This window comes from Rhizobium sp. WSM4643, from assembly GCF_025152745.1.
Taxonomy (GTDB): domain Bacteria; phylum Pseudomonadota; class Alphaproteobacteria; order Rhizobiales; family Rhizobiaceae; genus Rhizobium; species Rhizobium leguminosarum_I.
The window spans coordinates 3364807-3391153 of the sequence record NZ_CP104040.1; the positions used below are offsets into that span (position 1 = coordinate 3364807).

Annotated in this window: 25 protein-coding genes; 7 read left to right on the top strand and 18 right to left on the bottom strand. The window is 61.4% G+C overall.

The features are described from left to right. Positions 1–27: 27 nt before the first annotated feature. The 7 genes from N1937_RS16905 (at position 28) to N1937_RS16935 (ending at position 9376) form a co-directional block, all read left to right on the top strand. Complete coding sequence (locus N1937_RS16905; protein ID WP_003542281.1) at positions 28–804, top strand: ABC transporter ATP-binding protein; 777 nt, start codon at positions 28–30, stop codon at positions 802–804. Positions 805–1064: 260 nt separating this feature from the next. Beyond that, positions 1065–1364, top strand: coding sequence for an endonuclease domain-containing protein (locus N1937_RS16910; protein WP_246726162.1), 300 nt, complete (start codon positions 1065–1067; stop codon positions 1362–1364). Then, positions 1361–2290 carry an ABC transporter permease gene (locus N1937_RS16915; protein WP_222295622.1) on the top strand — a complete coding sequence of 310 codons (930 nt, stop codon included), beginning with the start codon at positions 1361–1363 and terminating at the stop codon, positions 2288–2290. Before N1937_RS16910 ends, N1937_RS16915 begins: the two co-directional genes overlap by 4 nt. Next, positions 2287–3414 (top strand): ABC transporter permease, encoded by a 1128-nt coding sequence (locus N1937_RS16920; RefSeq protein WP_170262105.1) that lies wholly within the window; start codon positions 2287–2289, stop codon positions 3412–3414. The genes N1937_RS16915 and N1937_RS16920 overlap by 4 nt, the downstream gene beginning before the upstream one ends. A 58-nt stretch (positions 3415–3472) precedes the next feature. Further along, entirely contained in the window at positions 3473–4444 is a 972-nt protein-coding gene (locus N1937_RS16925) for an ABC transporter substrate-binding protein (protein WP_222295621.1), read from the top strand. A gap of 402 nt (positions 4445–4846) precedes the next feature. Beyond that, a complete protein-coding gene (locus N1937_RS16930) occupies positions 4847–6037 on the top strand; it encodes an efflux RND transporter periplasmic adaptor subunit (protein WP_222295620.1) in 1191 nt (396 codons plus the stop codon). Between the two features lie 12 nt (positions 6038–6049). Next, positions 6050–9376, top strand: coding sequence for an efflux RND transporter permease subunit (locus N1937_RS16935; protein ID WP_222295619.1), 3327 nt, complete (start codon positions 6050–6052; stop codon positions 9374–9376). Between the two features lie 210 nt (positions 9377–9586). On the opposite strand, the gene ureG is transcribed toward N1937_RS16935, so the two are convergent. From ureG to N1937_RS17025, 18 genes are all read right to left on the bottom strand, one after another. Next, complete coding sequence (gene ureG / locus N1937_RS16940) at positions 9587–10198, bottom strand: urease accessory protein UreG (protein ID WP_017965817.1); 612 nt, start codon at positions 10196–10198, stop codon at positions 9587–9589. A 190-nt stretch (positions 10199–10388) separates the two neighbouring features. After that, positions 10389–11060 carry an urease accessory protein UreF gene (locus N1937_RS16945; RefSeq protein WP_222295618.1) on the bottom strand — a complete coding sequence of 224 codons (672 nt, stop codon included), beginning with the start codon at positions 11058–11060 and terminating at the stop codon, positions 10389–10391. 6 nt (positions 11061–11066) lie between these two features. Next, positions 11067–11684, bottom strand: a complete 618-nt coding sequence (gene ureE, locus N1937_RS16950) for an urease accessory protein UreE (RefSeq protein ID WP_260056590.1) — start codon at positions 11682–11684, stop codon at positions 11067–11069. 86 nt (positions 11685–11770) lie between these two features. Beyond that, the gene (locus tag N1937_RS16955; protein WP_222295616.1) at positions 11771–12634 is read right to left on the bottom strand and encodes a GGDEF domain-containing protein; all 864 of its coding nucleotides are present in this window, start codon (positions 12632–12634) and stop codon (positions 11771–11773) included. A 330-nt stretch (positions 12635–12964) separates the two neighbouring features. Next, positions 12965–13636, bottom strand: coding sequence for a TIGR02117 family protein (locus N1937_RS16960; protein WP_017965821.1), 672 nt, complete (start codon positions 13634–13636; stop codon positions 12965–12967). Positions 13637–13666: 30 nt separating this feature from the next. Next, positions 13667–15379: an urease subunit alpha gene (gene ureC, locus N1937_RS16965; RefSeq protein WP_170257308.1), complete on the bottom strand. Its 1713-nt coding sequence runs from the start codon at positions 15377–15379 to the stop codon at positions 13667–13669. A 3-nt stretch (positions 15380–15382) separates the two neighbouring features. Beyond that, the gene (locus N1937_RS16970) at positions 15383–16006 is read right to left on the bottom strand and encodes a hypothetical protein (RefSeq protein WP_017965823.1); all 624 of its coding nucleotides are present in this window, start codon (positions 16004–16006) and stop codon (positions 15383–15385) included. Between the two features lie 16 nt (positions 16007–16022). Then, complete coding sequence (locus N1937_RS16975) at positions 16023–16430, bottom strand: lysozyme inhibitor LprI family protein (protein WP_260056591.1); 408 nt, start codon at positions 16428–16430, stop codon at positions 16023–16025. Positions 16431–16452: 22 nt separating this feature from the next. Further along, positions 16453–16758: an urease subunit beta gene (locus N1937_RS16980; RefSeq protein WP_222295614.1), complete on the bottom strand. Its 306-nt coding sequence runs from the start codon at positions 16756–16758 to the stop codon at positions 16453–16455. Between the two features lie 10 nt (positions 16759–16768). Then, positions 16769–17020, bottom strand: coding sequence for a DUF1272 domain-containing protein (locus N1937_RS16985; RefSeq protein ID WP_018493803.1), 252 nt, complete (start codon positions 17018–17020; stop codon positions 16769–16771). A 10-nt stretch (positions 17021–17030) separates the two neighbouring features. Beyond that, positions 17031–17333: an urease subunit gamma gene (locus tag N1937_RS16990; protein WP_003561955.1), complete on the bottom strand. Its 303-nt coding sequence runs from the start codon at positions 17331–17333 to the stop codon at positions 17031–17033. Between the two features lie 33 nt (positions 17334–17366). Then, complete coding sequence (locus N1937_RS16995; RefSeq protein ID WP_222295672.1) at positions 17367–18188, bottom strand: urease accessory protein UreD; 822 nt, start codon at positions 18186–18188, stop codon at positions 17367–17369. 159 nt (positions 18189–18347) lie between these two features. Next, positions 18348–19043, bottom strand: a complete 696-nt coding sequence (gene urtE, locus N1937_RS17000) for an urea ABC transporter ATP-binding subunit UrtE (RefSeq protein ID WP_128406856.1) — start codon at positions 19041–19043, stop codon at positions 18348–18350. A 224-nt stretch (positions 19044–19267) separates the two neighbouring features. Further along, positions 19268–20023, bottom strand: coding sequence for an urea ABC transporter ATP-binding protein UrtD (gene urtD / locus N1937_RS17005; protein WP_222295613.1), 756 nt, complete (start codon positions 20021–20023; stop codon positions 19268–19270). A gap of 5 nt (positions 20024–20028) precedes the next feature. Further along, complete coding sequence (urtC, locus tag N1937_RS17010) at positions 20029–21192, bottom strand: urea ABC transporter permease subunit UrtC (protein WP_260056592.1); 1164 nt, start codon at positions 21190–21192, stop codon at positions 20029–20031. Continuing rightward, a complete protein-coding gene (urtB, locus tag N1937_RS17015; RefSeq protein WP_170278844.1) occupies positions 21189–22841 on the bottom strand; it encodes an urea ABC transporter permease subunit UrtB in 1653 nt (550 codons plus the stop codon). Before urtB ends, urtC begins: the two co-directional genes overlap by 4 nt. A 114-nt stretch (positions 22842–22955) precedes the next feature. Then, on the bottom strand, positions 22956–24248 hold the full coding sequence (gene urtA / locus N1937_RS17020; protein ID WP_017965831.1) for an urea ABC transporter substrate-binding protein: 1293 nt from the start codon (positions 24246–24248) through the stop codon (positions 22956–22958). 192 nt (positions 24249–24440) lie between these two features. After that, a complete protein-coding gene (locus N1937_RS17025) occupies positions 24441–26345 on the bottom strand; it encodes an acid phosphatase (protein ID WP_260056593.1) in 1905 nt (634 codons plus the stop codon). Between the last annotated feature and the right edge of the window lie 2 nt (positions 26346–26347).

Consider the following 26347-nt stretch of genomic DNA (forward strand, 5'->3'; position numbering starts at 1 on the left):
GCGGGGAAAACAAGACTGGTCGCATTGATGCAAGCACCCTCCGTCGTATCCGCCAAGGATCTCTGTCTCACCTACCAGGCCAATGATGGCCCGGTGAGTGCACTGAGCAATGTCAATCTCGATGTCCGCAAGGGCGATTTCGTCTCTTTCATTGGCCCGTCGGGCTGCGGCAAGACCACCTTCCTGCGTGTCATCGCCGATCTCGAAAAGAGCACCTCGGGCGAGATCTCGATCAACGGCATGACACCGGAGGAGGCGCGCAAGGCCCGCGCCTACGGTTATGTCTTCCAGGCGCCGGCGCTCTATCCCTGGCGCACCATCGAAAACAACATCGCTCTGCCCTTGGAGATTATGGGCTATTCCGGCGCCGAGCGGACGCGGCGCATCGCCGAAGCGCTCGATCTCGTCAGTCTTTCGGGCTTCGAGAAGAAATTCCCCTGGCAGCTTTCCGGCGGCATGCAGCAGCGGGCCTCGATCGCCCGCGCACTCGCCTTCGACGCGGACCTGCTGCTGATGGATGAGCCCTTCGGCGCCTTGGACGAGATCGTCCGCGACCATCTGAATGAAGAGCTGCTGAAACTCTGGACCCGTACGAACAAGACGATCTGCTTCGTCACCCATTCCATCCCCGAGGCGGTCTATCTCTCGACCAAGATCGTGGTGATGTCTCCGCGACCGGGCCGGGTGACCGATGTGATCGACTCGACCCTGCCGGCCGAGCGCCCACTCGACATCCGCGAAACCCCCGAGTTCCTGGAGATTGCCCACCGCGTTCGCGAGGGACTGAGGACGGGACACGCATGAGGCGCGGGCGCGTGTTGTTTGGCAAGACCCCTCCCCAACCCCTCCCCACAAGGGGGAGGGGCAAACACGCGGCGCTCGCTGAATTCTCCATGGAATGTCGCGGGAGAGCGCTGCCGCCACCCGCGGGTTCGACCGTTAAGTCCCTCCCCCTTGTGGGGAGGGGTTGGGGAGGGGTCTAGATGCCACACTCAAACATCACCCTCAAAACCCGCCAAACGGCAAAACGGCTCCGCCGTGAGCTGACAAAGGCGGAGGCTGCCATGTGGGATATGCTTCGCGATCTCAGGCCCTATGGTGCCCGATTCAGGCGCGAGACGCCGATAGGCCCCTATATCGCCGATTTCGCTTGGCTTTCAGCACGACTGATCGTCGAGGTCGACGGTGACAGCCACGAGACTGCCGACGGCCGCCGCCACGATCTTGCCAGGGATGCATTCCTGCGCAACGAGGGTTTCAAAGTGCTGCGCTTCGACAATGCCCAAGTACTTGATGGACCCGATTACGTGTTTCTCACCGTCGAGAAATATGCCGCGCCATTTTTGAAGGAGCGCGTAGCATGAAGCCCGACACGTTCAAGGATAAGATCGTCCCCGTCACCACCATCCTGCTGGCCCTCGTCGTCATCTGGTATGTCGCCGCCATCCTCATGAACGCGCCATTCCAGCGCGACATGGACGGCCGCGCCGGCGTCACACCTTCGACCCTCGAATTCATCGGCAAGACGCTGGCGCAGTCGAAGCCGGTCCTGCCGGCGCCGCATCAGGTGGCGCAGAACGTCTACGAGAACACATTTCTGCGCAGCCTTTCGAGCAACCGCAGCCTCGTCTATCACAGCTGGGTAACGCTCTCCTCCACCCTGCTCGGCTTTGGCTTCGGCATGCTGCTCGGCATCCTTCTCGCCGTGCTGATCGTCCACAACCGCGCCATGGACCGCTCGCTGATGCCCTGGCTGGTGGCCAGCCAGACCATACCGATCCTCGCCATCGCACCGATGATCGTCATCATCTCCTATAACGTGCTGACCGGCGACAATGCTATTGCACATCTCCTCAATCTCGATTCCGACGCTTCCCGGCTCGTGTCGAAGGCGCTGATCTCCACCTACCTCTCCTTCTTTCCGGTCGCCGTCGGCATGGTGAAAGGGTTGCGTTCGCCTGAGATCATGCATCTCGACCTGATGCGCACCTATTATGCCAGCCCGATGCAGACTTTCTGGAAGCTGCGCGTTCCAGCCTCGATCCCTTTCCTCTTCACCTCGATGAAGGTAGCGATTGCCGCCAGCCTCGTCGGCGCCATCGTCGGCGAGTTACCGACGGGTGCTGTCGCCGGCATCGGCTCGAAGCTGCTCGCCGGCTCCTATTACAGCCAGACCATCGATATCTGGGCCGCCCTCGTCGCCGGATCGCTGCTTGCCGGCATCCTGGTCGCGATTGTCGGCGTTGCGGCGAAAATCGTTGACCGCGCCATGGGCGGGAGGCCGGCATGAGACATTTGACCTTCTCCTGGCAAGGCGTCGTCGCCCTCCTCCTCTGCATCGGAGCACTGATGGCCCTGCCGCTCCTGGCCGACGGCGCGACGCGACCCCTCACCGATGGCACGGCAACCCTCATTTTCATCATCATCATCGCGGCTGCCCTGCTGTCTCTAGCGCCGCAGCCGCCGGCCTATCGGGCCACCGTGCTGTTTATCGGCGCGCATGGCGCCGCCTGGATGCTGCTTTCGGCTCTTTCCGGCAACGATGGTGCGGCGACGCGGGCCTTCTTCCTGCTGCTGTTCGCCTGCTGGCTGCTTGCCTGGCGATGCGTCACCGAGCTGTCGAAGCTGCAGCCCGTCACAACGTCCGGCAAGTCGGCGCTCCAGCTCCTGATCCCAGCAATCTTCGGCGCCTGGATCCTCATTCTCTGGGAGGCGGTCACGCGTGGCGCCGGCGTTCCCTTCATCCTGCTGCCGCCGCCGAGCGCCATCGGCGCGCGGTTCATGGCATCGCTGCCGATCCTCGGCGCAGACGTCAGACAGACGATCTTCAAGGCGGTGCTGATCGGTTATATCCTCGGCTGCCTCAGCGGCTTCGTCGTCGCGGTGCTGGCCGACCGCATCGCCTTCCTGCGCCGCGGCCTTCTTCCGATCGGCAACATGGTTTCGGCCCTGCCGATCATCGGCGTCGCCCCTGTCATGGTCATGTGGTTCGGCTTCGATTGGCCGTCGAAGGCCGCCGTCGTCATCATCATGACCTTCTTCCCCATGCTGGTGAATACCGTCGCCGGCCTTGCCGCCTCAGGGAACATGGAGCGCGACCTGATGCGCACCTATGCGTCCGGCTATTGGCAGACACTGCTGAAGCTCAGGCTTCCCTCAGCAATGCCCTTCATTTTCAACGCACTGAAGATCAACTCGACGCTGGCGCTGATTGGTGCCATCGTTGCGGAATTCTTCGGAACGCCGATCGTCGGCATGGGCTTCCGCATCTCCACCGAGATCGGCCGCATGAATGTCGACATGGTCTGGGCGGAAATCGCCGTCGCGGCGCTGGCCGGCTCGATCTTCTATGGCATCATCGCCCTGACCGAACGGGCGGTGACGTTCTGGCATCCGTCTATCCGTGGTGGCTAGGCGCGCGCGGGCTCCAGAAACGGGTCCGGGCATAACTTCAGAGGGTAAGGATAAAAAAATGAGAAAGTTGATGGTTGCAATGATGGCGAGCGCGATGTCGCTTGCATCGGCCCATGCCATGGCCGCCGACAAGGTGGTGCTGCAGCTGAAATGGGTCACGCAGAGCCAGTTCGGCGGTTACTACGTCGCCAAGGACAAGGGCTTCTATAAGGAAGAAGGCCTCGACGTCGACATCAAGCCGGGTGGCCCTGATATCGCCCCCGAGCAGGTGATCGCCGGCGGTGGCGCCGATGTCATCGTCGACTGGATGGGTGGCGCCCTTGTTGCCCGCGAAAAGGGCGTTCCGCTCGTTAACATCGCCCAGCCCTACCAGAAGGCGGGCCTGGAAATGGTCTGCCGCAAGGATGGCCCGGTCAAGACCGAAGCCGACTTCAAGGGCCACACGCTCGGCGTCTGGTTCTTCGGCAACGAGTATCCCTTCTTCGCCTGGATGAACAAGCTCGGCCTGTCCACAGAAGGCGGTCCGAACGGCGTCACCGTGCTGAAGCAGAGCTTCGACGTGCAGCCGCTTGTCCAGAAGCAGGCCGACTGCATCTCCGTCATGACTTATAACGAATACTGGCAGGCGATCGATGCCGGCTTCAAGCCGGAAGAACTGACGGTCTTCAACTACACTGAAATGGGCAACGACCTTCTTGAAGACGGTCTCTATGCGATGGAAGACAAGCTGAAGGACCCCGCCTTCAAGGAGAAGATGGTCAAGTTCGTCCGCGCTTCGATGAAGGGCTGGAAATATGCCACCGAGAATCCCGACGAAGCCGCCGAGATCGTCATGGACAACGGCGGCCAGGACGAGAACCATCAGAAGCGTATGATGGGTGAAGTCGCCAAACTGGTCGGCGACAGCTCCGGCAAGCTGGACGAGGCACTCTATGCCCGCACGGCAAAGGCGCTGCTCGACCAGAAGATCATCAGCAAGGAGCCGTCAGGCGCCTGGACGCACGACATCACCGACGCCGCTTCCAAGTAGGTTCGTCAACGCGGCGAAGCGAAACGCGCGGGAGATTTTCCGCGCGTTTCGTGTTTTTCCGTGCGAGGTGGAAAAAAAACGCCTTGCAGCTGTCGCATTTATCGGGCGTCAAACGTCATGGGGTAAGAACGCGATCAATCTTCGTAATGTTGACATAACCTTGCGGTGATTGATTGACGTCGGAATGGTAATTATTATCGCCTGATGGGGAATTGTTTTCTGCCGGACTTGTAGATCGGGCAAATCGATACCACCTACAAGCCGAATTTGCCGCCGAGGGATGAAGACGGCAAAGGATCGGCGGAAACCTCTGAGAATGCAGGAAGGGCAGTGGCCTGATCGCGCGCTGAGTGGCAGACGCTCGAGTTCGGCCAACCTTATCATAAGATTGGACGAAGACGCATGGCACGCAAGCCGATTGGAATTCTAGGCGCCTCTACCCTTTTTGCAGCGGCACTTGCTGCATCCACCGCATTTTCGCAGGAAGCGCCGGTCGCAAAACCGCAACAGAACCTGCCGGCGATCGTCGTCACCACGGCTGTCAATCGCACCCTCGTCGACCGTGTCATCGGCACGGGAACAGTCAAACCCGTCGAAGAAGTCTATATCCAGCCGCAGGTCGAAGGCCTCTCGATTCGCACCCTGAAAGCCGATGTCGGCGACAAGGTTCAGGCCGAAAGCACGCTGGCGACGCTCAACGATGACGCGCTGGTCCTGGAAAAGAGCCAGATGATGGCGACGAGGGCCAAGGGCGAGGCAAGCCTCGCCCAGCTGCGCGCCCAGCTCATCGAGGCGCAGGCCAATGCCGAACAGGCAAGGCAGCAGCAGGCCCGCGCCCAGGAAATGGTCAAGAAGGGCACGGTTTCCACCGCCCAGGTCGAACAGGCCGATGCGACTGCCGCCGCCGCCAATGCTCGCGTCGTCTCCGCCGAACAGGCGATCGAGGTCGCCGAAGCGGATCTCAAGGTCTTCGACAGCCAGATCGCCGATGCGGATTTGAAGCTGGCGCGCACCGATGTGAAGACGCCGGTCGCCGGCACGGTCTCGGCGAAGAACGCCAAGGTCGGCGCCATTGCCGCCGGCAACGGCGATCCGCTGTTCACCATCATCCGCGACGGCGATATCGAGCTTGTCGCTGAGGTCGCCGAAAGCGATGTTGTCAGGATCGTGGCCGGCCAAAAGGCAACGATTTCGCTTTCTGGCAGCCGTGAGAAACTTTCCGGCGCCGTACGCCTGGTTTCGCCGACTGTCGATCCGGTCACTCGCCTCGGCCTCGTGCATATCTCCATCGATGATGACAGCAAGGCGCGTTCCGGCATGTATGGCAGCGCCGAAATCATCGTGCGCGAGACTGAAGGCGTAGCGCTTCCCCTGACCGCAGTACTCACCGGCAACGAAGGCTCCTCCGCCCGCAAAGTCGAGGACGGCGTGGTGAAATTCGCCAAGATCGAGACCGGCATCCAGGACGGCGCCTATGTCGAGGTGGTCAATGGATTGAAGACCGGCGACGAGGTCGTAGCCAAGGCGGGCGCTTATGTCCGCGACGGCGACCACATCACGCCGGTGCGTGAACAGCCCCCGGCTTCCAACTAAAGAGACCATCCGATGAATTTCTCAGCCTGGTCCATTCGAAATCCCGTTGCGCCGCTGCTGGCCTTCTGCCTGCTGGTGTTCATCGGCATGCAGTCATTTAATTCGCTGCCGATCACGCGTTTTCCCAATATCGACGTGCCGCTCGTCTCGATCAGCGTAACGCAGAGCGGCGCTTCGCCGGCTGAACTCGAAATGCAGGTAACGAAGGAGATCGAAGACGCGGTCGCCTCCATCACCGGCATCGACGAAATCCAGTCGACGGTCACCGACGGCAGTTCGCAAACGAACGTCATGTTCCGGATGGAAGTGCCGACCGAACAGGCCGTACAGGACACCAAGGATGCGATCGACCGCATCCGCAGCGATCTGCCGGCAACGGCCGAAGCACCGATCGTCTCCAAGGTCGATGTCGAGGGACAGGCGATCCAGACCTTCGCCGTTTCCTCGCCTGCGATGTCGCTGGAAGAACTTTCCTGGTTCGTCGACGATACGATCAAACGTTCGCTGCAGGGCCAGGCCGGCATCGGCCGTGTTGACCGTTACGGCGGCGCAGAACGCGAAGTACGCATCGAACTCACCCCTGACAAGCTCAATGCCTATGGTATCACCGCCGCCAGCGTGAACCAGCAGCTGCGCGGCACCAACATCGACCTCGGCTCTGGTCGCGGCCAGGTGGCGGGCAGCGAACAGGCGATCCGTGTTCTCGGTGACGCCCGCAACGTCGCCGACCTTGCCAATACAACCATTGGCCTGCCGAACGGCCGCTTCGTCAAACTATCCGATCTCGGCGTTATCAAGGACACTTATGAGGAGCCGAAATCCTTCTCGCGCTTCAACGCTACGCCGGTCGTTACCTTCGGCGTTTTCCGCTCGAAGGGCGCCAGCGAGGTCAGCGTCGCCGAAACCGTGGCGCAGAACCTCGACAAGGTGCGAGCCGAAAATCCCAATGTGAAGATCGAACTGATCGATGATTCGGTCTATTTCACCTACGGCAACTACGAAGCCGCCATTCATACGCTCCTCGAGGGTGCGCTGCTCGCTGTTATCGTCGTCCTCCTGTTCCTCAGGAACTGGCGTGCGACCCTGATCTCTGCAATCGCCCTTCCGCTGTCTGCGATCCCAACCTTCTGGGTCATGGACATGATGGGCTTCTCGCTGAACCTCGTCAGCTTCCTTGCTCTGACGCTCGCCACCGGTATCCTTGTCGACGATGCGATCGTCGAAATCGAAAACATTGCCCGCCACATCAAGATGGGCAAGACGCCCTATCGGGCGGCGATCGAGGCAGCCGACGAAATCGGCCTTGCCGTCATCGCCACCACCTTCACGATCATCGCTGTCTTCGTGCCCGTTTCCTTCATGCCGGGCATTCCGGGTCAATACTTCATCCAGTTCGGTCTGACCGTCGCCTTCTCCGTCTTCTTCTCGCTAATGGTCGCGCGCCTCATCACCCCGATGATGGCCGCGTATCTCATGCGTGCAGAAGACGGCGTCGACGATCATCACGACAATGATAGCCTGTTGATGCGTGGATACACACGCCTCATACGCGGCACGACCGGCCGCTGGTACACGCGTTATGCGACTCTGCTTGTCGCGTTCGGCTTCCTCGCCGGCTCCATTATGCTGCTGATGCAGGTTCCGGGCAGCTTCCTGCCGCCCGAAGACGCCTCGCGCATCGTGCTCTCTGTCGAGCTGCCGCCCAATGCACGGCTTGACGACACCGAGAAGACGACCGATGCGATCTATGACAGAGTCAAGGACATCAACGGCGTCGAAAGCGTCTTCGTCCTCGGCGGCGCGTCGCCGAAGGGCGATCTCGAACTGCGCCGTGCGACCATCACGCTGGCACTCGACAAGCTGGACCAATCGCTGGTCAAGAAGATGGTCAACGACGTGCTCGGCCGTATCCCCGTCATTGGCCCGAAACTGCCGAAGGTGGAGGTCCACGGCCGTGAACGCCCGCAGTGGGATATCGAAAAGGAAGTCTTCGTCAAGCTGCGTGACATTCCCGACGTCCGGATCCTGAAGCTCAATGACCGCGGCGAACGCGACCTCTCCTTCAACTTCCTTTCCAAGAACGACAAGGACCTGAACGACGCCGTCGGCATTCTGGAATCCAAACTGCGCGCCGATCCGCTGCTTGCCAATGTCAGCGCTGACGGCTCGCTGCCCCGTCCGGAACTGCAGGTTCACCCGCGCATGGATGAGGCCGCCCGCTTGGGCATTACGCCACAGCAGATCTCTGAGACGATCCGCGTCGCCACTATTGGCGATGTCGATGCCGCCCTTGCCAAGATCTCGCTCGACGATCGCCAGATCCCGATCCGCGTTCAGGCCGCACTCGACATGCGTCGCGATCTCGCGGCCATCCGGACGTTGAAGATCCAGACCGCCAGCGGCGGCACCGTTCCGCTCGCAAGCGTCGCCAATATCGACTATTCGGAAGGCGTAAGTTCGATCAAGCGCAACAACCGCAACCGCGTCGTTTCGATCGGTTCCGACCTGCCGCAGGGCGTCGCACTCGACACGGCTTCGGCCCGCTTCCGCCAGATCGTCAACGACGCAAATATCCCGGCCACGGTGCACCTTGCCGAAAGCGGCGACACCAAGGTGCAGAGCGAGATGCAGCAGAGTTTCGTCAACGCCATGTTGATGGGCCTGCTGCTGGTGCTGACGGTGCTGATCCTGCTCTTCAAGGACGTGATCCAGCCTTTCACCATCCTGTTCTCGCTGCCGCTCGCCATCGGCGGCGTCGCAGCCGGCCTGATCATCACCAGCAATCCGCTGTCGATGCCGGTCATGATCGGCATTCTGATGCTGATGGGTATCGTCACCAAGAATGCCATCCTGCTCGTCGATTTTGCAATCGAGATGCGCCACCAGGGCATGTCCCGCGTCGAGGCCATGGTCGAAGCCGGCCGCAAACGCGCCCGGCCGATCATCATGACCTCGATCGCCATGTCGGCAGGCATGCTGCCTTCCGCGCTCGGTGTCGGCGAAGGCGGCTCGTTTCGCGCGCCGATGGCGATCGCGGTGATCGGCGGCATCATCGTCTCGACCGTGCTCTCGCTCGTCGTCGTGCCCTCCTTCTTCCTGATCATGGACGATCTGTCCCGCCTGCTCGGCTGGGCTTTCGGCCGCCTGGTCGGCAAGAAGGACAAGGAGGAGCTGCCGCTGTCGCGCGAGGATCTCACCCGCGTCACCCGGGAGAACCGCGGCGACATCGACGCGCTGGAGGAGCGCCTGACGGCGATCGAAAAGCCGGAAGACAAACGCAAGAGCGCCAAGGGCAACGACACCAACGTGCTGCGCCTGCCGCCCTTCGCGGCGGAATAAGCAAAACCCAGGAAACGAACGGGCCGGGAGCGATCTCCCGGCCCGTTTCGTTTTTCGTTCATTTCCAACGCATGTCGCGCAAAAGTGTGCAGCGGCTTTGTGCGACATGCGTAAAAACAAAGACCTGAAGCGGGCGGTGTTCGGACGACATGCTCTAATTCTTTGATTTTGATCCGGATGTTTTAGGCCGATCCGGCCTAAAATCCGGATCTAGAGTCCGCCCTGCTCCCTGAGGAAGCTGACGATCGAGCTGACGCCGTCGCCGCGCTTCATGTCGGAGAAGACGAAGGGGCGCGAAGCGCGCATGCGCGTCGCATCCCGGTCCATCACGTCGAGATCGGCGCCGACATAGGGCGCCAGATCCTTCTTGTTGATGACGAGCAGGTCCGACCGGGTGATACCCGGCCCGCCCTTGCGCGGGATTTCCTCGCCCTGGCAAACGGAGATGACATAGATGGTGATATCGGCAAGATCGGGCGAAAAGGTCGCCGCTAGATTGTCGCCGCCGGATTCGATGAAGACGACGTCGAGATCGGGGATCCGCTGGTTGAGGCCGGCGATCGCCTGCAAATTGATCGTCGCATCCTCACGAATGGCGGTATGCGGGCAGCCGCCTGTCTCGACGCCGACGATGCGGTCCGAAGTCAATGCCTGCATCCGCACCAGCGCCTCGGCATCCTCGGTCGTATAGATATCGTTGGTGACGACGGCGACGGAATAGTCGTCGCGCATCGCCTTGCAGAGCTTTTCGGTCAGCGCTGTCTTGCCCGAGCCGACTGGCCCGCCGATGCCGACACGCAAAGGTCCGTTTCTTGATTTCATGTGCCTTACTCCAATCGAACCCCGATGATAACGAAGCCGCCCGCCCGCGCCACCGTCAAATGACTTAGAGCGCTTGTTTTTCTTCGAATCACCGAAGCGCTCTATCTCTTTGTTTTCACGCAATTCCGGACGCAAAACCGCTGCGCACTTTTGCTGGAATTGCTCTCGCCGCCGCGATAATTTCGGACAATTACGAGCGGAACAGCCGCGTCGCCTGCGTCTCATGGCGCAGGCTTGCAATATCGGCCTGCACCGTCGCCGAACCCAGATCATCGAGCGTCGAGATAGCCGCCCGCCGGGCGATCTTCGCGAGGTGCTCTTCAAGGCCGGCAAGCACGGCAACGCCATCCCTCTGCCCAGCGATGCCGAGGCGGATGCCTGACGAAACCGCTTGCGAGGCATAGGCGTGCAGGAAGACTGCGAGCACCTTCACGGATCCTATGCCATGTGCACCCGCAACCGCTCCCACCGCGACAGGATAAGCGGCCTTGCCGGGCAGCCTCTCGAATACATCGTCCGGCCAAGCGCCTGCCGCCGCCAGGAAAGCCTCGCCGAGCAGCATCGTTTCCTGATGGCGCTCGCGTGATCCGGCAAGCGCCTCGGCGAGCGCGGCGATCTCGGCAAGGCGCGCGGCTTCAGCCTGGTGCCTGTGGCTTTCGGCCAGCAGCACCGTATCGTTCCAGACCGAACCATTGCCGATTAAAGTGCCGGTCCAGGCCGCAAGCGAGGCCGCATCCGTGACCAACCCGTCGGCAACCGCCCGCTCCAGCCCGCCCGAATAGGCAAAGCTGCCGATCGGAAAGGCCGGTGAGAGCCATGCCGTCAGGCGCAGCAGTGCCTGCAACTCGCGATCCCCAGTCATCAAGGCTCAGTCGTGCTTGTGGTCGTGATGTCCGTGCTCATGACCATGATCCCGCCCGTGGTCATGATCATGACCGCGATCGTGGCGGTGCTCATGCTCATGCTCGTAGCCATGTTCGTGATCATGGTCATGGCCGTGATCATGGCCGTGGTCATGATTGTGATCGTGATCATGCCCATGCGAATGCCCGCCTTGGGAATGGTAGGCGCCGCGTGCCGGCTGGAACGGCTCGTCGATCTCGAGGACGACGGCGCCGAGGCCCTGCAGCATGGTGCGGATGACATGATCGCGCAGGATGACGATGCGATCTTCCTCGATCTGGGCCGCAAGATGCCGGTTGCCCAGATGCCAGGCGAGCTCGACCAGATGCGTGCGGTCGCGTCCGCGAACCTCGAAGAGCTTCTCGTCGGCGGCGAGGATTTCGATCAGTTCGCCGTCGTCGCGCACCAAGAGGTCGCCATTGGCGAAAAGCACCGGATCCTTGAGATCGAGCATGACCATTTCGCCATTTTCCAAATGCAGCAGCTTGCGGCGCAGATGGCGCAGATCATGCGGCAGCTTGACTTGGGCGATCGGATGGGAGGAAGGGGTTCCGGCGGGAAGATAGGACGTGACGCGCTGCATGATATGTCCGTTTTGTTGAGAGGACGACCATGCAAAATAGCTCTTCCCGATGCAAGCACCAATGCCCTTTCGTTCGCGCTTTGCTTTTATATTCCGTAAGCCTGCATCACGTTGTCGCTCTCCGGTCCTTTGTTCTCGCCATCGACGCCGCTATCGACAAGCCCGTGCCAGGCGTGACGCAGACCTTCTCGTTCGTGGACGACGCGATTGCGCCCTAGTGCCTTGGCGAGATAGAGCGCCCGGTCGGCGGAAGCATAGACCGCCTGCTTGGTGCGCCCGGCGACGAGATCGGCAACGCCGCCGGAAACGGTGATGCGGATATCGTGCCCCTCGGCTTTCATGGCGCCGCCGGCGATCCGGGCCCGGACGCTTTCGACGCGCTCCATACGCGTCTCGAGCGGCTCGCCGGAGACGATGACGCCGAACTCCTCCCCACCCAGCCGTGCGACGACGGACATCTCATCGAAGGCGGATCTCAGCATGGCCGAAACGGAGATGATGACGGCATCGCCGCAGCCATGGCCGAAGCGGTCGTTGATCGCCTTGAAACGGTCGACGTCAAAAATCACCAGCGACGCATCGCCATCAGTATCCTCAAGCGCCTCGGTAAAAGCGCGCCGGTTGAGCAGCCCGGAAAGCGTATCCGTGCGGCTGAGCTTTTCGAATTCCGCCCGCGAGAGCGCGAGATCGCGCATGGCAAAGCCGGCAAACAGTGACAGCATGCCGGAAACGGTACCGCCGATCAGCCAGGAAAAGATCGCGCTGAAGCCGATTGCATGGGCGAGCGTCACCGGTAGAAGCCCGAGAAGATCCAGCGATGGCATCGTCAATGCGATAATGACTCCTGACAGAATAACGGCAAGAAAAGCCATCTTCAGGGCGAAGACATAGACGTTTCTGCGGTATTGAAGATCGCCGAAATCGGCCTGCAGCAAAATCCAGTTTCTCATGAGAATCAACCTTCCTGCTCGGCGTTTCCAGGCATTGATAAGAGCCCAATTGCTGCGGGTGTCTTAATCGACCCGTTAAAATTCGAACGGTTCGGACGTTTCGGTGGACAGAATTTTTCTAGCAGGGGATGCAGCTTTCCAATCCCTGAATCGAACAGCGCGAAGAGACAGTTAAACGACTGATATAAAAGGGGTTCATCAAGTTTCGTGATGCAGTTGTTCCAGAATGGGTTAGCTTGACAAAATACCGGGTTTTCCACCGATTTTTACAACCATATGGAGAGCGCTATTCACAATTCACTTTAAGAGCGGACCGACCCGACGGCTGCTTCAATTGTAGACAGCAACAGACAACCGCAATGTTTGTGGAAGCGGGTTCCATATGCCGGTTCGAAACCCAGCCGAGCGCAGGGCAGCGGCGGTCCAGGTGTTGCAGCCGAAGAGTGCGTTGAAGTATCCCCTGGCTTCGAAGAACCGGTCGATCTCGCCGTAACCCGCATCCGGAATCGGCACCACCGCGCCCGCGTCGAGGACGAAACTCTCGGAGATAAAATCGCGCAGCTGCGCCAATTGATCCTCACTGACATTGAATGCCGTAACGGTGGACTGGGGCTCGGTGATATGACTGGCAAGGTCCACATGCAGCACTGAACGGTCGATCGTCAGCGCGCGCAACACCGGCAGCGGCTTCAGCTCCGCCCATGTGGGAGTTTCCAGATAGAAGGCACGTCCGCCCCAGCCGATAATAAGCCACTCCGCATTCGGATGGCCGAGCGGAAAACCAGTATTGTCGAGGAAGGAAAAGGCAGCCCGCGTTTCCGCGTCGAGCGGAATGGCAATATCGGTATGGATCGGGCCCGAGAGCAGCAGAATTCGATGCGTCACTGCCGCAGACGACGCCTCGACCGGCGCAATCAGCGGCCGGGGAATAAAGGTCCCGCAGGCCGCCGAAAGCACAAACAGAAATACGATCCGCAACAACCAGCGGATACCTGTCCTCATCGCCGCCGTCCGTCGCACATGGGCGTGGGCTTAGAACAGGAAATAGCGCTGCGCCATCGGCAGCACCGTCGCCGGCTCGCATGTCAGCAATTCGCCGTTCGCCCTGACTTCATAGGTCTCCGGGTCGACCTCGATCTCGGGTGTCAGGTCGTTGTGGATCATCGATGCCTTGGAGATGCCGCCGCGCGTATTCCTCACCGCGACCAGTTCCTTGGCAACGCCGAGCCGGCCCTTCAGGCCGGCATCGAGCGAGGCCTGGCTGACGAAGGTGACAGAGGAATTGGTGAGGCTCTTGCCATAGGAGGCAAACATCGGCCGGTAGTGTACCGGCTGCGGCGTCGGGATCGAGGCGTTCGGATCGCCCATCGGCGCGGCCGCGATCGAGCCTCCGAGCAGCACCATATCGGGCTTCACGCCGAAGAAGGCCGGATTCCACAGCACGAGGTCGGCGCGCTTGCCGACTTCGACCGAGCCGATCTCACGGCTGAGACCGTGGGCGATCGCCGGGTTGATCGTGTATTTGGCGATATAGCGGCGAACGCGGAAATTGTCGTTATCGCCCTTTTCCTCCTTCAGCCGGCCGCGCTGACGCTTCATCTTGTCGGCCGTCTGCCAAGTGCGGATCGCCACCTCGCCGACGCGGCCCATGGCTTGGCTGTCGGACGAGATGATCGAGAAGGCGCCGATATCGTGCAGGATGTCTTCGGCGGCGATCGTCTCCTTGCGGATCCGGCTTTCGGCAAAGGCGATATCTTCGGGGATCGACGGCGACAGATGGTGGCAGACCATCAGCATGTCGAGATGCTCTGCGATGGTATTGACCGTATAGGGACGCGTTGGATTGGTCGACGACGGGATGACATTCGGCTGGCCGCAGATCTTGATGATATCGGGCGCATGCCCGCCGCCCGCGCCTTCCGTATGGAAGGCATGGATGGTGCGGCCCTTGATGGCACCGATCGTATCCTCGACGAAGCCGCTTTCGTTCAGCGTATCGGTGTGGATCATCACCTGCACGTCGTATTCGTCGGCAACCGACAGGCAGCAGTCGATGGCGCCAGGGGTCGTGCCCCAATCCTCGTGCAGTTTCAGCGACGTGGCGCCTGCCAGCACCATTTCGGTCAGCGCCCCCGGCAGCGAGGCATTGCCCTTGCCGGCAAAGGCAAGGTTCATCGGAAAGGCGTCGGCCGCTTCGATCATGCGCGCCAGATGCCAGGGACCGGGCGTGCAGGTGGTGGCAAGCGTGCCGTGTGCAGGACCGGTGCCGCCGCCGAGCATGCAGGTCATGCCGCTCATCAGCGCTTCCTCGATCTGCTGCGGCGCAATGAAATGGATATGGCTGTCCATACCGCCAGCGGTGACGATCTTGCCTTCGGCGGCGATCGCCTCCGTGCCCGGGCCAACGATGATGTTGACACCCGGCTGCATGTCGGGATTACCGGCTTTGCCGATCGCGACGATGCGCCCATCCTTGAGCCCGATGTCGGCCTTGTAGATACCCGAATGATCGACGATCACCGCATTGGTGATAACCGTATCCACTGCGCCATCCGCCCGCGTCACCTGGCTCTGGCCCATGCCGTCGCGGATCACCTTGCCGCCGCCGAACTTCACCTCCTCGCCATAGGTGGTGAAATCCTTCTCGATCTCGATGAAGAGCTCCGTATCGGCAAGGCGCACCTTGTCGCCGGTGGTCGGTCCGAACATGCCGGCATAGGCGGCGCGCGAGATCTTGTAGGGCATCTATCAGGCTCCTTGGGAGGAAGAGACGAGTGTTTCTCCGCCGAGCCGCTTGAGGCGGCCAGCGGCAATATAGCTATCGACAAGCTGTCGTTCGGCCGAAAACGGGTGCCATTCCCAGCCGGCGTGGCCAAAGCCGGCAAGTGTCGCCTCGGCCTCGGCATATGTGTTCAGCACCTCGGCAATGACGATCATCCCGCTGCTCGGCACGACATAGGGCGCTGGAGAAAACGCCGAAAGCGACGCATCCACGGCCTCGTGAACCGATTTGCCGATAATGACGTGCCTTTTGCCGGTGTCTGCGCAAAAGGAGCTGAACGCAGCGGTATGGTCGTCGCAGAAATCATCAAGCTCCGGATGAGAGACGGCAAGCGGCGCCCGCATCGCGGCGAATTTTTCCGGGTCGCGCACGCTCCAGATTTCGCCAGCCGAAACGACGCCCGGATGGGCGCGCCACTCACGCGAACCGAGCATCGCCTTTGCCGGCCTACCGGTGTTGCAGACCGCGACGGCATCCGTGCGGCTGCCGCCGGCGCCATAGGAGCGGCAATCATTGAAGCGGATGACAATATCGGCGGCATCGATGATGCCAGCCCCACCCTCCTCGATGTCGCCATTGCCGACGATCATGATTTTTCTGATCACCCTAGTTGCCCATCGTATCTTCGAGCTCTTTCAGCTCTTTCGTGCGTTTGTCCGTAATGTTGGCGAGACACCCGGCGACCAGCATCGGCTCCATCGTGCCGCCACGGGCCTGAAAGCCAAAGGCGTCGCATTCGGCGTCGCGATAGTCGATCCAGGCGCGTTGCGCCTTGACCAGCGCCTGCTCTGCGCCCTTCATGTCGCCATCCAGGTCCTTGTCGATCGCCGCCAGGGCGGCGCGCGTCTTCTTATACTGCGCATTCAGCGCCTTGTCGGCAGTCTCGTGGCGCGCCGTCTCGCAGCCAGTCATGTCCGATTGCGTCTTGGGATTGTTGCAATCGATATCCTGAGCAGAGGCAGCACCTGCCGTCAGCAGCATCGCAGCCCCGACGAGGCAGATATTCAAGCGCATGCACTTCTCCCGTATTTTGTTCTTAGAGCTTGCCCATCACCAACTGGCGGAAACCGTAGACCTCGCGCTTGCCGGAAAGCGGGATCAGCGTCACCGAGCGCGTCTGCCCCGGCTCGAAGCGCACCGCAGTCCCCGCCGGGATATCGAGCCGCTTGCCGTGTGCTACCGCGCGATCGAAGGAAAGCCCGGCATTGATCTCGGCGAAATGATAGTGGCTGCCGACCTGCACCGGCCGATCGCCCGTATTGGAAACCTCCAGCGTCACCGTCGGCGCGCCGGCATTCAGTTCGATGTCGCCGCTTGCGGCAATGATCTCGCCTGGAATCATCTCGTCCTCCTTAAGCCGCCTTGGGCGCGCAGCCCTCGGCCTTCAGTACGCGCTTCGTCGATGCCGGATTTTTGGCGAGCATCGCCGCCGGCCGAATAGGCCTCGCGACGAGATTGCCGCCGCAGTTCGGGCAGACACCCTTCAGCACGCCGTCCACGCAATCGGCGCAGAAGGTGCATTCATAGGTGCAGATCCGTGCTTCAATGCTATCAGGCGGCAGATCCTTGTCGCAGCATTCGCAATTGGGCCTGAGCTCGAGCATTCCTATCTCCTCAACGGATCGGCTCGTGCACGGTGACGAGCTTGGTTCCATCAGGGAACGTCGCCTCCACCTGCACGTCGTGGATCATCTCGGCAATCCCCTCCATCACCTGGTCGCGGCCGATCACATGGGCGCCTGCTTCCATCAACTCGGCAACCGGGCGGCCGTCGCGGGCGCCTTCGACGACGAAGTCGCTGATCAGCGCGATCGCTTCGGGATAATTCAGCTTGACGCCGCGCTCCAGCCGCCGCCGCGCCACCATCGCCGCCATCGAAATCAACAGCTTGTCTTTTTCTCTCGGAGTGAGGTTCATCGCTTGTCCATCTGCTTGATCGAATGCTGAAGTTCATAGATTCCAGACTTTCGGCACAGGCGCACCATTGCGCAAGGCGGAAATGACCGGGATCAGGATTTTTCTGAGTGAGAAGCCGTCGGCCGCTGCCAGGCGGACGACGAGCTTGCCATTCCAAGCGCTCGCACCGCCCATCGATCCTTCGACGAGCGGCCGGACCTTGCCGAGATAGGCTTCTGAAAGCGGCCCGGCATAAAGCAGCGTCGCAAAGGCCACCTGTCCGCCGAGCACGGCCTGTCGCGCCGTCAGCGCCGCCACAGCTTCGGAAAGTCTGAGTTCCTCGGCGTGGATCAGTTGGCTCGAACGGCGGATGCGCCAGCGGTCGCGGAACAGCCCTGATACCACCGCCTCACCCATCGCCTTGCGGCCGAGCAGCACGGCTTCGACGGCCAGAAATTCGCCGCTCTCGTCAAGATCGACGTCCAGCCGGCGAAAAAGTGCGGCCCGATCGAAGAGGATCGTTTCCTGCGGCAGCCAGTCGACGCGGGCTTGGGCTCCGACCGTGATGCTGGTCGCCACCTCGGCGATGCCGGCCGATGCCTTGTAGATCTTCTCGCAGGCCTGAGTGGTGACGTCGATGCGCGTGCCGGCGCCGGCATCCACGCTCCAATCCATTCGATCGCCGCCTGTCAAACCGCCGGCGGTATTGATGATGACGGCTTCCATCGAGGCGTCGAAGGTATCGGGCAGGCGGATCTTCGCTGCCCCCTCCTGATAGAGTTCACGGATGCGCGTGCGGCCATCGAACAGCTTTGCCGCCAGATGTCCGCGCCCTTCGGCTCTTTGCGGTCTCGTGCCTGCCGCCGCGATCGTCATATCGTCCCTTTCGGTCGCGCCCCTGGTTTTCATTCAAGCGCGCGGATAGCGGAAAGCAAGCAATTCCTATGCCGCACCGGGCAGACCTTTGGCGGCGGCGGAAGGTTTTCCAGGCGCCGCGCCTTCTGCTGCAAAATGCGGCATCTGCCAGCCAGACAGTCAGACAGTCAGGTGGCGGCGGGCCTCCGGCGTATCCAGCGTCTCGGCAAGCCCTTCATGCACGATTTCGCCGCGGTCCATGATATAGACATAGTCGGCAAGCTCGCGGCAGAAATCGAGATACTGCTCGACGAGCAGGATCGCCATGCCGGTGGAGTCGCGCAGGTAACGGATCGCCCGGCCGATATCCTTGATGATCGACGGCTGAATGCCCTCGGTCGGCTCGTCGAGCACGAGAATCCGAGGCCGCGTCACCATGGCCCGCCCGATCGCCAACTGCTGCTGCTGCCCGCCGGAAAGATCGCCGCCGCGACGTGACAACATCGACTTCAGCACCGGGAAGAGACTGAAGATGTCATCGGGGATGTTGCGGTCGCGGCGGCCAAGCGGAGCAAAGCCGGTTTCGAGATTTTCTTTGACTGTCAGCAGCGGGAAGATTTCACGCCCCTGCGGCACATAGCCGATGCCCTGCTTGGCGCGGGCAAAGGGCGGCATGCCGTTGAGCTTGGTTTCATTGAAGGTGACGGTGCCGGCCGACAGCGGATGCTGGCCGGTAACGGCGCGAAGAAGAGAACTCTTCCCCACGCCGTTACGCCCCAGCACGCAGGTGATCTTGCCCATCTCCGCTTTGATCGAGATGCCGCGCAGCGCCTGAGCGGCACCGTAGTGGAGGTTTGCGTTTTCGACTGTCAGCATGATGCCGTCTCCTGAATCTTTGCGGGTCCAAAAAAGACCCCTCCCCAACCCCTCCCCACAAGGGGGAGGGGCAAACTCGGAGCTGCCCTCCCACTCCCCAGGAGATCATAGACAAGCTGGCGCTCGTAGCGATGAGCGAGCCTCTTGGTTAAGCCCCTCCCCCTTGTGGGGAGGGGTTGGGGAGGGGCAACACACCCACAAACATCCGATGCATCCATCGTCCCTCACCGCCCCAAATAGTTCTCGATGACCTTCGGATCCGAACTCACAAAGTCGATCGAGCCTTCCGCCAACACCGAGCCTTCAGCAAGGCAGGTCACCTTCACGCCGAGGTCTCGGATGAAGCCCATGTCATGTTCGACGACGACGACCGACCGGGTTTTGGCGATATCCTTGAGCAGGATTCCAGTTTCCGCCGTCTCCGCATCGGTCATGCCGGCCACCGGCTCGTCGACGAGCAGGAGCTTCGGCCCCTGCGCCAGCAGCATGCCGATCTCCAGCCACTGCTTCTGCCCGTGCGAGAGATTGGCGGCGAATTCGTCGCGGCGATGGGTCAGCCGCACGGTTTCGAGGATCTCCTCGATGCGCGTCTTGTCCTCGCCCGAAAGCCGGTAAAACAGCGTCGAGAACACGCCGCGACGGCGGTTCAACGCCAGCTCCAGATTGTCCCAGACCGTATGACTCTCGAAGACCGTCGGCTTCTGGAACTTGCGGCCGATGCCGAGCTGGGCGATATCGGCCTCGTCCTTCTTGGTGAGATCGATCGTGCCGTTGAAGAAAACTTCGCCCTCGTCGGGCCTGGTCTTGCCGGTGATGATATCCATCATCGTCGTCTTGCCGGCGCCGTTCGGGCCGATGATGGCTCTGAGTTCACCGGGTTCGATGACGATCGACAGCGAATTCAGCGCCTTGAAGCCGTCGAAGGAAACCGAGACGCCGTTGAGATAAAGCACGCTGGTGGGTTTGACGTCGGGGATCATGGCGCTCACTCCGCTGCCTGGATTTTCGGCTCGATACCGTCTTCCTCAACAGCCGGCGGGGCAGCCTTGGAGACGACCTTCCGCTTGCCGAGATATTGCGAAATCGTGCCGACGACGCCCTTCGGCAGGAACAGCGTGACGGCGACGAAGAGACCGCCCAGCGCAAACAGCCAGAACTCCGGGAAGAGGCCGGTGAAGATCGTCTTGCCGCCGTTGACGAGGATCGCGCCGATGATCGGACCGATCAGCGTCGCCCGCCCGCCGACCGCCGTCCAGATGACGACTTCGATCGAATTGGCAGGCGCGAATTCGCCGGGATTGATAATGCCGACCTGCGGCACGTAGAGCGCACCGGCAATACCAGCCATCATCGCCGAGACGACGAAGGCGAAGAGCTTGAAGTGCTCGACGCGGTAGCCGAGGAAGCGCGTGCGGCTTTCCGCATCGCGCACGCCGACCAGCACCTTGCCGAACTTCGAGCGCACGATCGCCGAGGCAAGCAGCAGCGACAGAGCCAGGAAGATCGCAGTTGCCGCAAAGAGGACTGCACGCGTGCCGTCAGCCTGGACGTTGAAACCGATAATGTCCTTGAAATCGGTAAGGCCGTTATTGCCGCCGAAGCCCATGTCGTTGCGGAAGAAGGCCAGCAGCAGCGCGTAAGTCATCGCCTGGGTGATGATCGAGAGATAGACGCCATTGACGCGTGAGCGGAAGGCAAACCAGCCGAAGACGAAGGCGAGCAGGCCGGGCACGACGAGCACCATCAGCGCCGCAAACCAGAAATGGTTGAAGCCGTACCAGAACCACGGCAGATCCTTCCAGTTCAGGAACACCATGAAGTCGGGCAGAACAGGGTCTCCGTAGCTGCCGCGCGTGCCGATCTGGCGCATCAGATACATGCCCATCGCATAGCCACCGAGCGCAAAGAAGGCACCGTGGCCGAGGGAGAGGATGCCGCAGAAGCCCCAGACGAGATCAAGCGCCAGCGCCAGCAGTGCATAGGTCAGATACTTGCCGAACAGCGACATGATATAAGTCGGCACGTGCAGCGGATTGGTCGGCCCCGTCATCAGGTTCAGGACCGGCACGAGGACCGCGACCAGAAGCAGGAGGGCGATGGCAACGACGATCTTGCGATCGAGTGATCGGAGAAGGAAGGCCGTTATCATGCTTCCACCGCCCTTCCTTTGAGTGCGAAGAGCCCGCGGGGACGCTTCTGGATGAAGAGAATGATGAGGACGAGCACCAGGATCTTGCCGAGCACGGCGCCGGCGAAGGGTTCGAGGAACTTGTTGACGACGCCGAGCGACAGTGCGCCGACCAGCGTACCCCAGAGATTGCCGACACCGCCGAAGACGACGACCATGAAGCTGTCGATGATGTAGGATTGACCGAGGTTCGGCGAGACGTTGTCAATCTGGCTGAGCGCCACGCCGGCGATGCCGGCAATGCCCGAGCCGAGCGCGAAGGTGAAGGCATCGACCCAGCCGGTGCGGATGCCCATCGACGACGCCATGCGCCGGTTCTGCGTAACGGCGCGCATCTGCAGGCCGAAGGCGGACCGCTTGAGCAACAGGAGCAGCGCCACAAAGACCACCATCGAAAAGACGATGATCCACAGTCGATTCCAGGTGATGGAGAGCCCGCCGAGATCGAAGACGCCGGACATCCAGCTCGGATTGCGGACCTCGCGGTTGGTCGGGCCGAAGATGCTGCGCACCGCCTGCTGCAGGATGAGCGACACTCCCCAGGTGGCGAGCAGCGTTTCGAGCGGCCGGCCGTAGAGATAGCGGATGACGGCGCGCTCGATCACCAGACCGACGAAGCCGGTAAAGACGAAGGCCGCAGGCACGGCAAAGGCCAGCGAATAATCGGCAAGTTCAGGAAAGGCGGAGGTGATGTACTCCTGCACCACATAGGTGGTGTAGGCGCCGATCATCACCATTTCGCCATGCGCCATGTTGATGACGCCCATGACGCCGAAGGTGATGGCAAGGCCGATCGCGGCAAGCAGCAGTACCGAGCCGAGAGACAATCCGTACCAGATGTTCTGGACGATATCCCACAGCGCCAGGCTGCGATTGATGGAGCTGATATCCGCCTGGATCGCCGGCTTCAGGTCGTCAGACGCGGTTTCCAGTGTGGTCGTGAGGATGGTCAGCGCATCGCGATTGCCGCGCGCCGCGATCGTATCGATCGCAGCCTTCTTGTCTTCGACGCTCGCATCCGTCTTGAGCAGCAGCACTGCGCGCGCCGCTTCCATCGTATTCTTGATCTCAGCGTCCTTTTCGGCCGCAAGCGCCGAGTTCAGCAGGTCGAGATTGGCGGGATCGGCATCTTTCAGAAGGCCCTGGGCCGCGGCAAGCCGCGCGGAACGGTTCGGGCTCATCAGCGTCAGCTGGCTGGTAGCGGCGCCGATGACGCCGCGAAGCGCGTTGTTGATCTTGACCTTCGTCATCAGATCCGGATCGACATCGGCAGCGGCTTCGCCGGTGATCGGATCGGAATAGGTCGGTTCGTCATCGGTACCGCCCTGGAGGAGAACCGGGCCGCCATCGGAATTGACGTAGAGAAGGCCGTCGCTCAACTGCTGCAGGATCTGGCTGACATGCTGGTCCTTGGAAGCGACCAGCGCTTTGATGGCCGCTTCCCGTTCCGGGAAATCGCCGACGCCGAGCGCGTCGACAAGCACGTGGATATCGTCCTGGGCCTGGACTTCGCTCGAGATTATCACGCCCGAAAAAGCAAAGCCTGAAAATACGAGGCCCGAAAATGTCAGGCAAACCGTGATGAGGAAAATCTTTATGGCGCGATACATCGGCTTTCTCGCCCTTGATAGTGTTGGCCTCGCGGCGCAATCGCTGGGACGGAGCTTCCGCCCGGAATCAAACCGGACGGAAGCCTTCAGGCAATCATCGGATCGGGGTCGTACTCAGGAGCCCTTGCCACCGCACTTGCCGGTAGCAACGTTGAAGTTGCCGCAGGACATCGGCTTGCGCCAATCGGAGATCAGGTCCTTGGAGTCAGGGAGGAAGTCCGACCATTCGTCGCCGACGACGGCAGGTGTCTGCTGGACGATTTCGAACTGGCCGTCCGCCTGGATTTCACCGATCAGCACCGGCTTGGTGATGTGGTGGTTCGGCATGACGGTCGCATAACCGCCGGAGAGGTTCGGAACGCTGACGCCGATGATGGTGTCGAGAACCTTGTCGGTATCGGTCGTGCCGGCAGCCTGGACGGCCTTAACCCATGCGTTGAAGCCGATATACGCAGCTTCCATCGGGTCGTTCGTCACGCGCTTGTCGTTCTTGGTGAAGGCGTGCCAGTCCTTGATGAACTTCTTGTTGGCAGGGCTTTCGACCGACTCGAAGTAGTTCCAGGCAGCGAGATGGCCGACGAGCGGCTTGGTGTCGAGGCCGGCAAGCTCTTCTTCGCCAACCGAGAAGGCGACGACGGGGATGTCTGTTGCCTTGATGCCCTTGTTGCCCAGTTCCTTGTAGAACGGAACGTTGGCATCGCCGTTGATCGTGGAGACGACGGCGGTCTTCTTGCCGGCCGAACCGAATTCCTTGATCTTGGAAACTTCGGTCTGCCAGTCGGAGAAGCCGAACGGCGTGTAGTTGGTCATGATGTCTTCTTTCGGAATACCCTTCGAAATCAGGTATGCCTCGAGAATCTTGTTGGTCGTGCGCGGATAAACGTAGTCCGTACCTTCGAGAACGAAGCGCTTGACGCCTTCTTTTTCCATCAGGTAGTCGACGGCAGGGATGGCCTGCTGGTTCGGAGCAGCACCGGTGTAGAAGATGTTGCGCGAGGACTCTTCGCCTTCATACTGGACCGGGTAGAAGAGGATCGAGTTGGTCTCTTCGAAAACCGGCAGAACGGACTTGCGCGACGAGGACGTCCAGCAACCGAAGACGGCGGCAACCTTGTCTTTCTGGATCAGCTCACGTGCCTTTTCGGCAAACAGCGGCCAGTCGGAAGCCGGGTCGACGACGACAGCCTCGAGCTTCTTGCCGAGAAGGCCGCCCTTCTTGTTCTGCTCGTCGATGAGCATCAGCATGGCGTCCTTGAGCGTGGTCTCGGAAATGGCCATGGTGCCGGAGAGCGAGTGCAGAATGCCGACCTTGATCGTGTCATCGGCGGCAACTGCACTGCCGAAGGCAGCCGACGCCGCCATGATGGCGCCGAGCGCTGCGCCCGTAATAGTGGATTTGAGATTCATCTGGTTGAACTCCCCTCTTCTTGTTCCGCAACAGACCGGAAACGGAGATTAACTGTTGCTTAAAGAACTATCGGGTGCTGCAGCGCGAAAACACATACGTCGATTGACGTAGGCGCCGGGGGCAAACAGGCAGGCCGGAAGAGGTGGCATCCCCACGAAGCGGGAGATGCCCGGTCGATCCTCTCGGAGGAATTATCCGTCGATCGTCAAGACGATCGACGTCGGACCGTAAGAGAGGCTCGCCCTATGGCCTGCGACGGTCAGCTTTTCGAAGGCGCCAGTCACGGCGCTCGCCTTCAGGATCTCGATCTTCGTTCCAGGCGTCGGGACAAACCCGTCGGCAAGCGTCACATCGAGCTCGCCGGCCAGCACCGCCTTGCCATGGACGATCAGCGTACCCTCGCCGTTCGCGCCGAGCCTCGGCTTCAACACGGCCGTGGCAAGCTGCTGATAGTCGCCGCCGACGGTCACGGGCTTGTCTGCCGCCAGAACGAGCGAACCGCGGTCGGCCGTCAGGCCGCCTGTACCGAAGGCCGACGGCGATAGGGCCATCAGCGCGCCCTCTTGCAGCACGGTACCGCCGGCATAGCTGTTGGCGCCCGAGAGCCCGAGAATGCCGCTGCCGTGCTTCACCAGCCTGCCATTGCCGGTGATGTCGTTCCGCCAGGTGTCGATCGAATTGAAACCGCCCTTTGCCGCGTCCATCGTCACGGTCACGTCCTGTTCGAACGCACCGTAACCGTCGGCCGCCGCAAAGAGGTTGAGACGGCCGTAACCTTCCGCATCGTCGAGCAGCGGGTAGCCGGAGGCGATCTCCGTCGACTTCAGCACGGCGCGGCGCTGCTCGCCGCCCAGATAGGGCAGACGCGTTTCGAGAAGCGCTTCGGCGCCCTGCGGCACGTGCGCCGGCTGATCGGTCGCATGGATCGTCGGCAGGCCGTAGCTCAAGCGCTGCAGCACGTAGGCGCGATTGGCGTCATGATCGGCGAAACGGTCTGCGGCCAACGGTGCTGCATGGGCCGCAACCTCGAGTGCACCCGCATCCGCAACGCCTGATTTGGCGACGAGCCATGACTGCGCTTGGGCGTAGGCATCGCTCTTCAGCGCGGCATTGTCGGCCTTGTTCAGATTGTAGACGACCGTAGCCGTGCCAAGCATCCGGCCGCCCATCACGTCGAGAGGAGAATGCATGCCGGCGAGGATGCGGTCTTCGCCCAGTTCGCTGGCGCGCGTGATCATTTCCTGAAAGCGCTGCGGCACGAGATAGGCCATGGCCAGTGCATCCCGCCAGGCTTCCGCCGTATGCCCGCTCGGGAAACCGCCGTCCTCGGCCGGCTTGCCGCCCTTGGCCGGCTCCAGCGTTGGGACGACCGATACGTCCTGGCTCCAGCGGTAGGGGCGGGCATATTTGAAATAGCGTTTGGCCGGCTCCGTCGAGCCGTCACCGCTGGCGGCGTTGATGAAGTCGATAGCAAGTCCCATATCGGGGTTGGCGTCGGTCTTGTTTTCCGCGTCCGGCTTGCTGCCGGCGCCGCGATTGTTGCCCTTGTCATCATATTTGACCGTCGTCGCATCGGCTGCCACCTCGGTGATCGTGGTGGTCTGCTTCGAGCCGGCCTTCCAGGCATCCGTCAGCGGACCGAGGCCATCGACGATGCTGGCATTCTTGCCGCGCCGATCGTCGAGATAGGCGGCGACGGCCTGATCGGCCGTCCGCGCCCGCGTCGCTTTGACAACATAGGCGATGTTGGCGTCATGGACGGCCTGGTTGACGATATGGCCGTCGGTCTTGCTGGACGGAATGCCGTCCCAATCCGTCTTGGCGACCGCCGGGCAATTATCCTTGGCCGGAGCCTCGACACCCGCATCGACGAAAGGCGTGCGCGGGGTCCAGATTTCGAGGAAGCCGGAGAGAAGATGAACGGCGGCGTTGGTGTCCACCGTCGAGAAGCAGGCGTCACCACGTTTGTTGGTGTTTCCGGCCTGCGCATAAGGCGCTTTCGCCGCCGTCGCCTGCTCGGCGCTGGCAAGCGATGGCACGATGGAAAGAAGGCAGACGAGGGCGGTGCTCAGGCGGCAAAGGCTTAAAACAGACATGG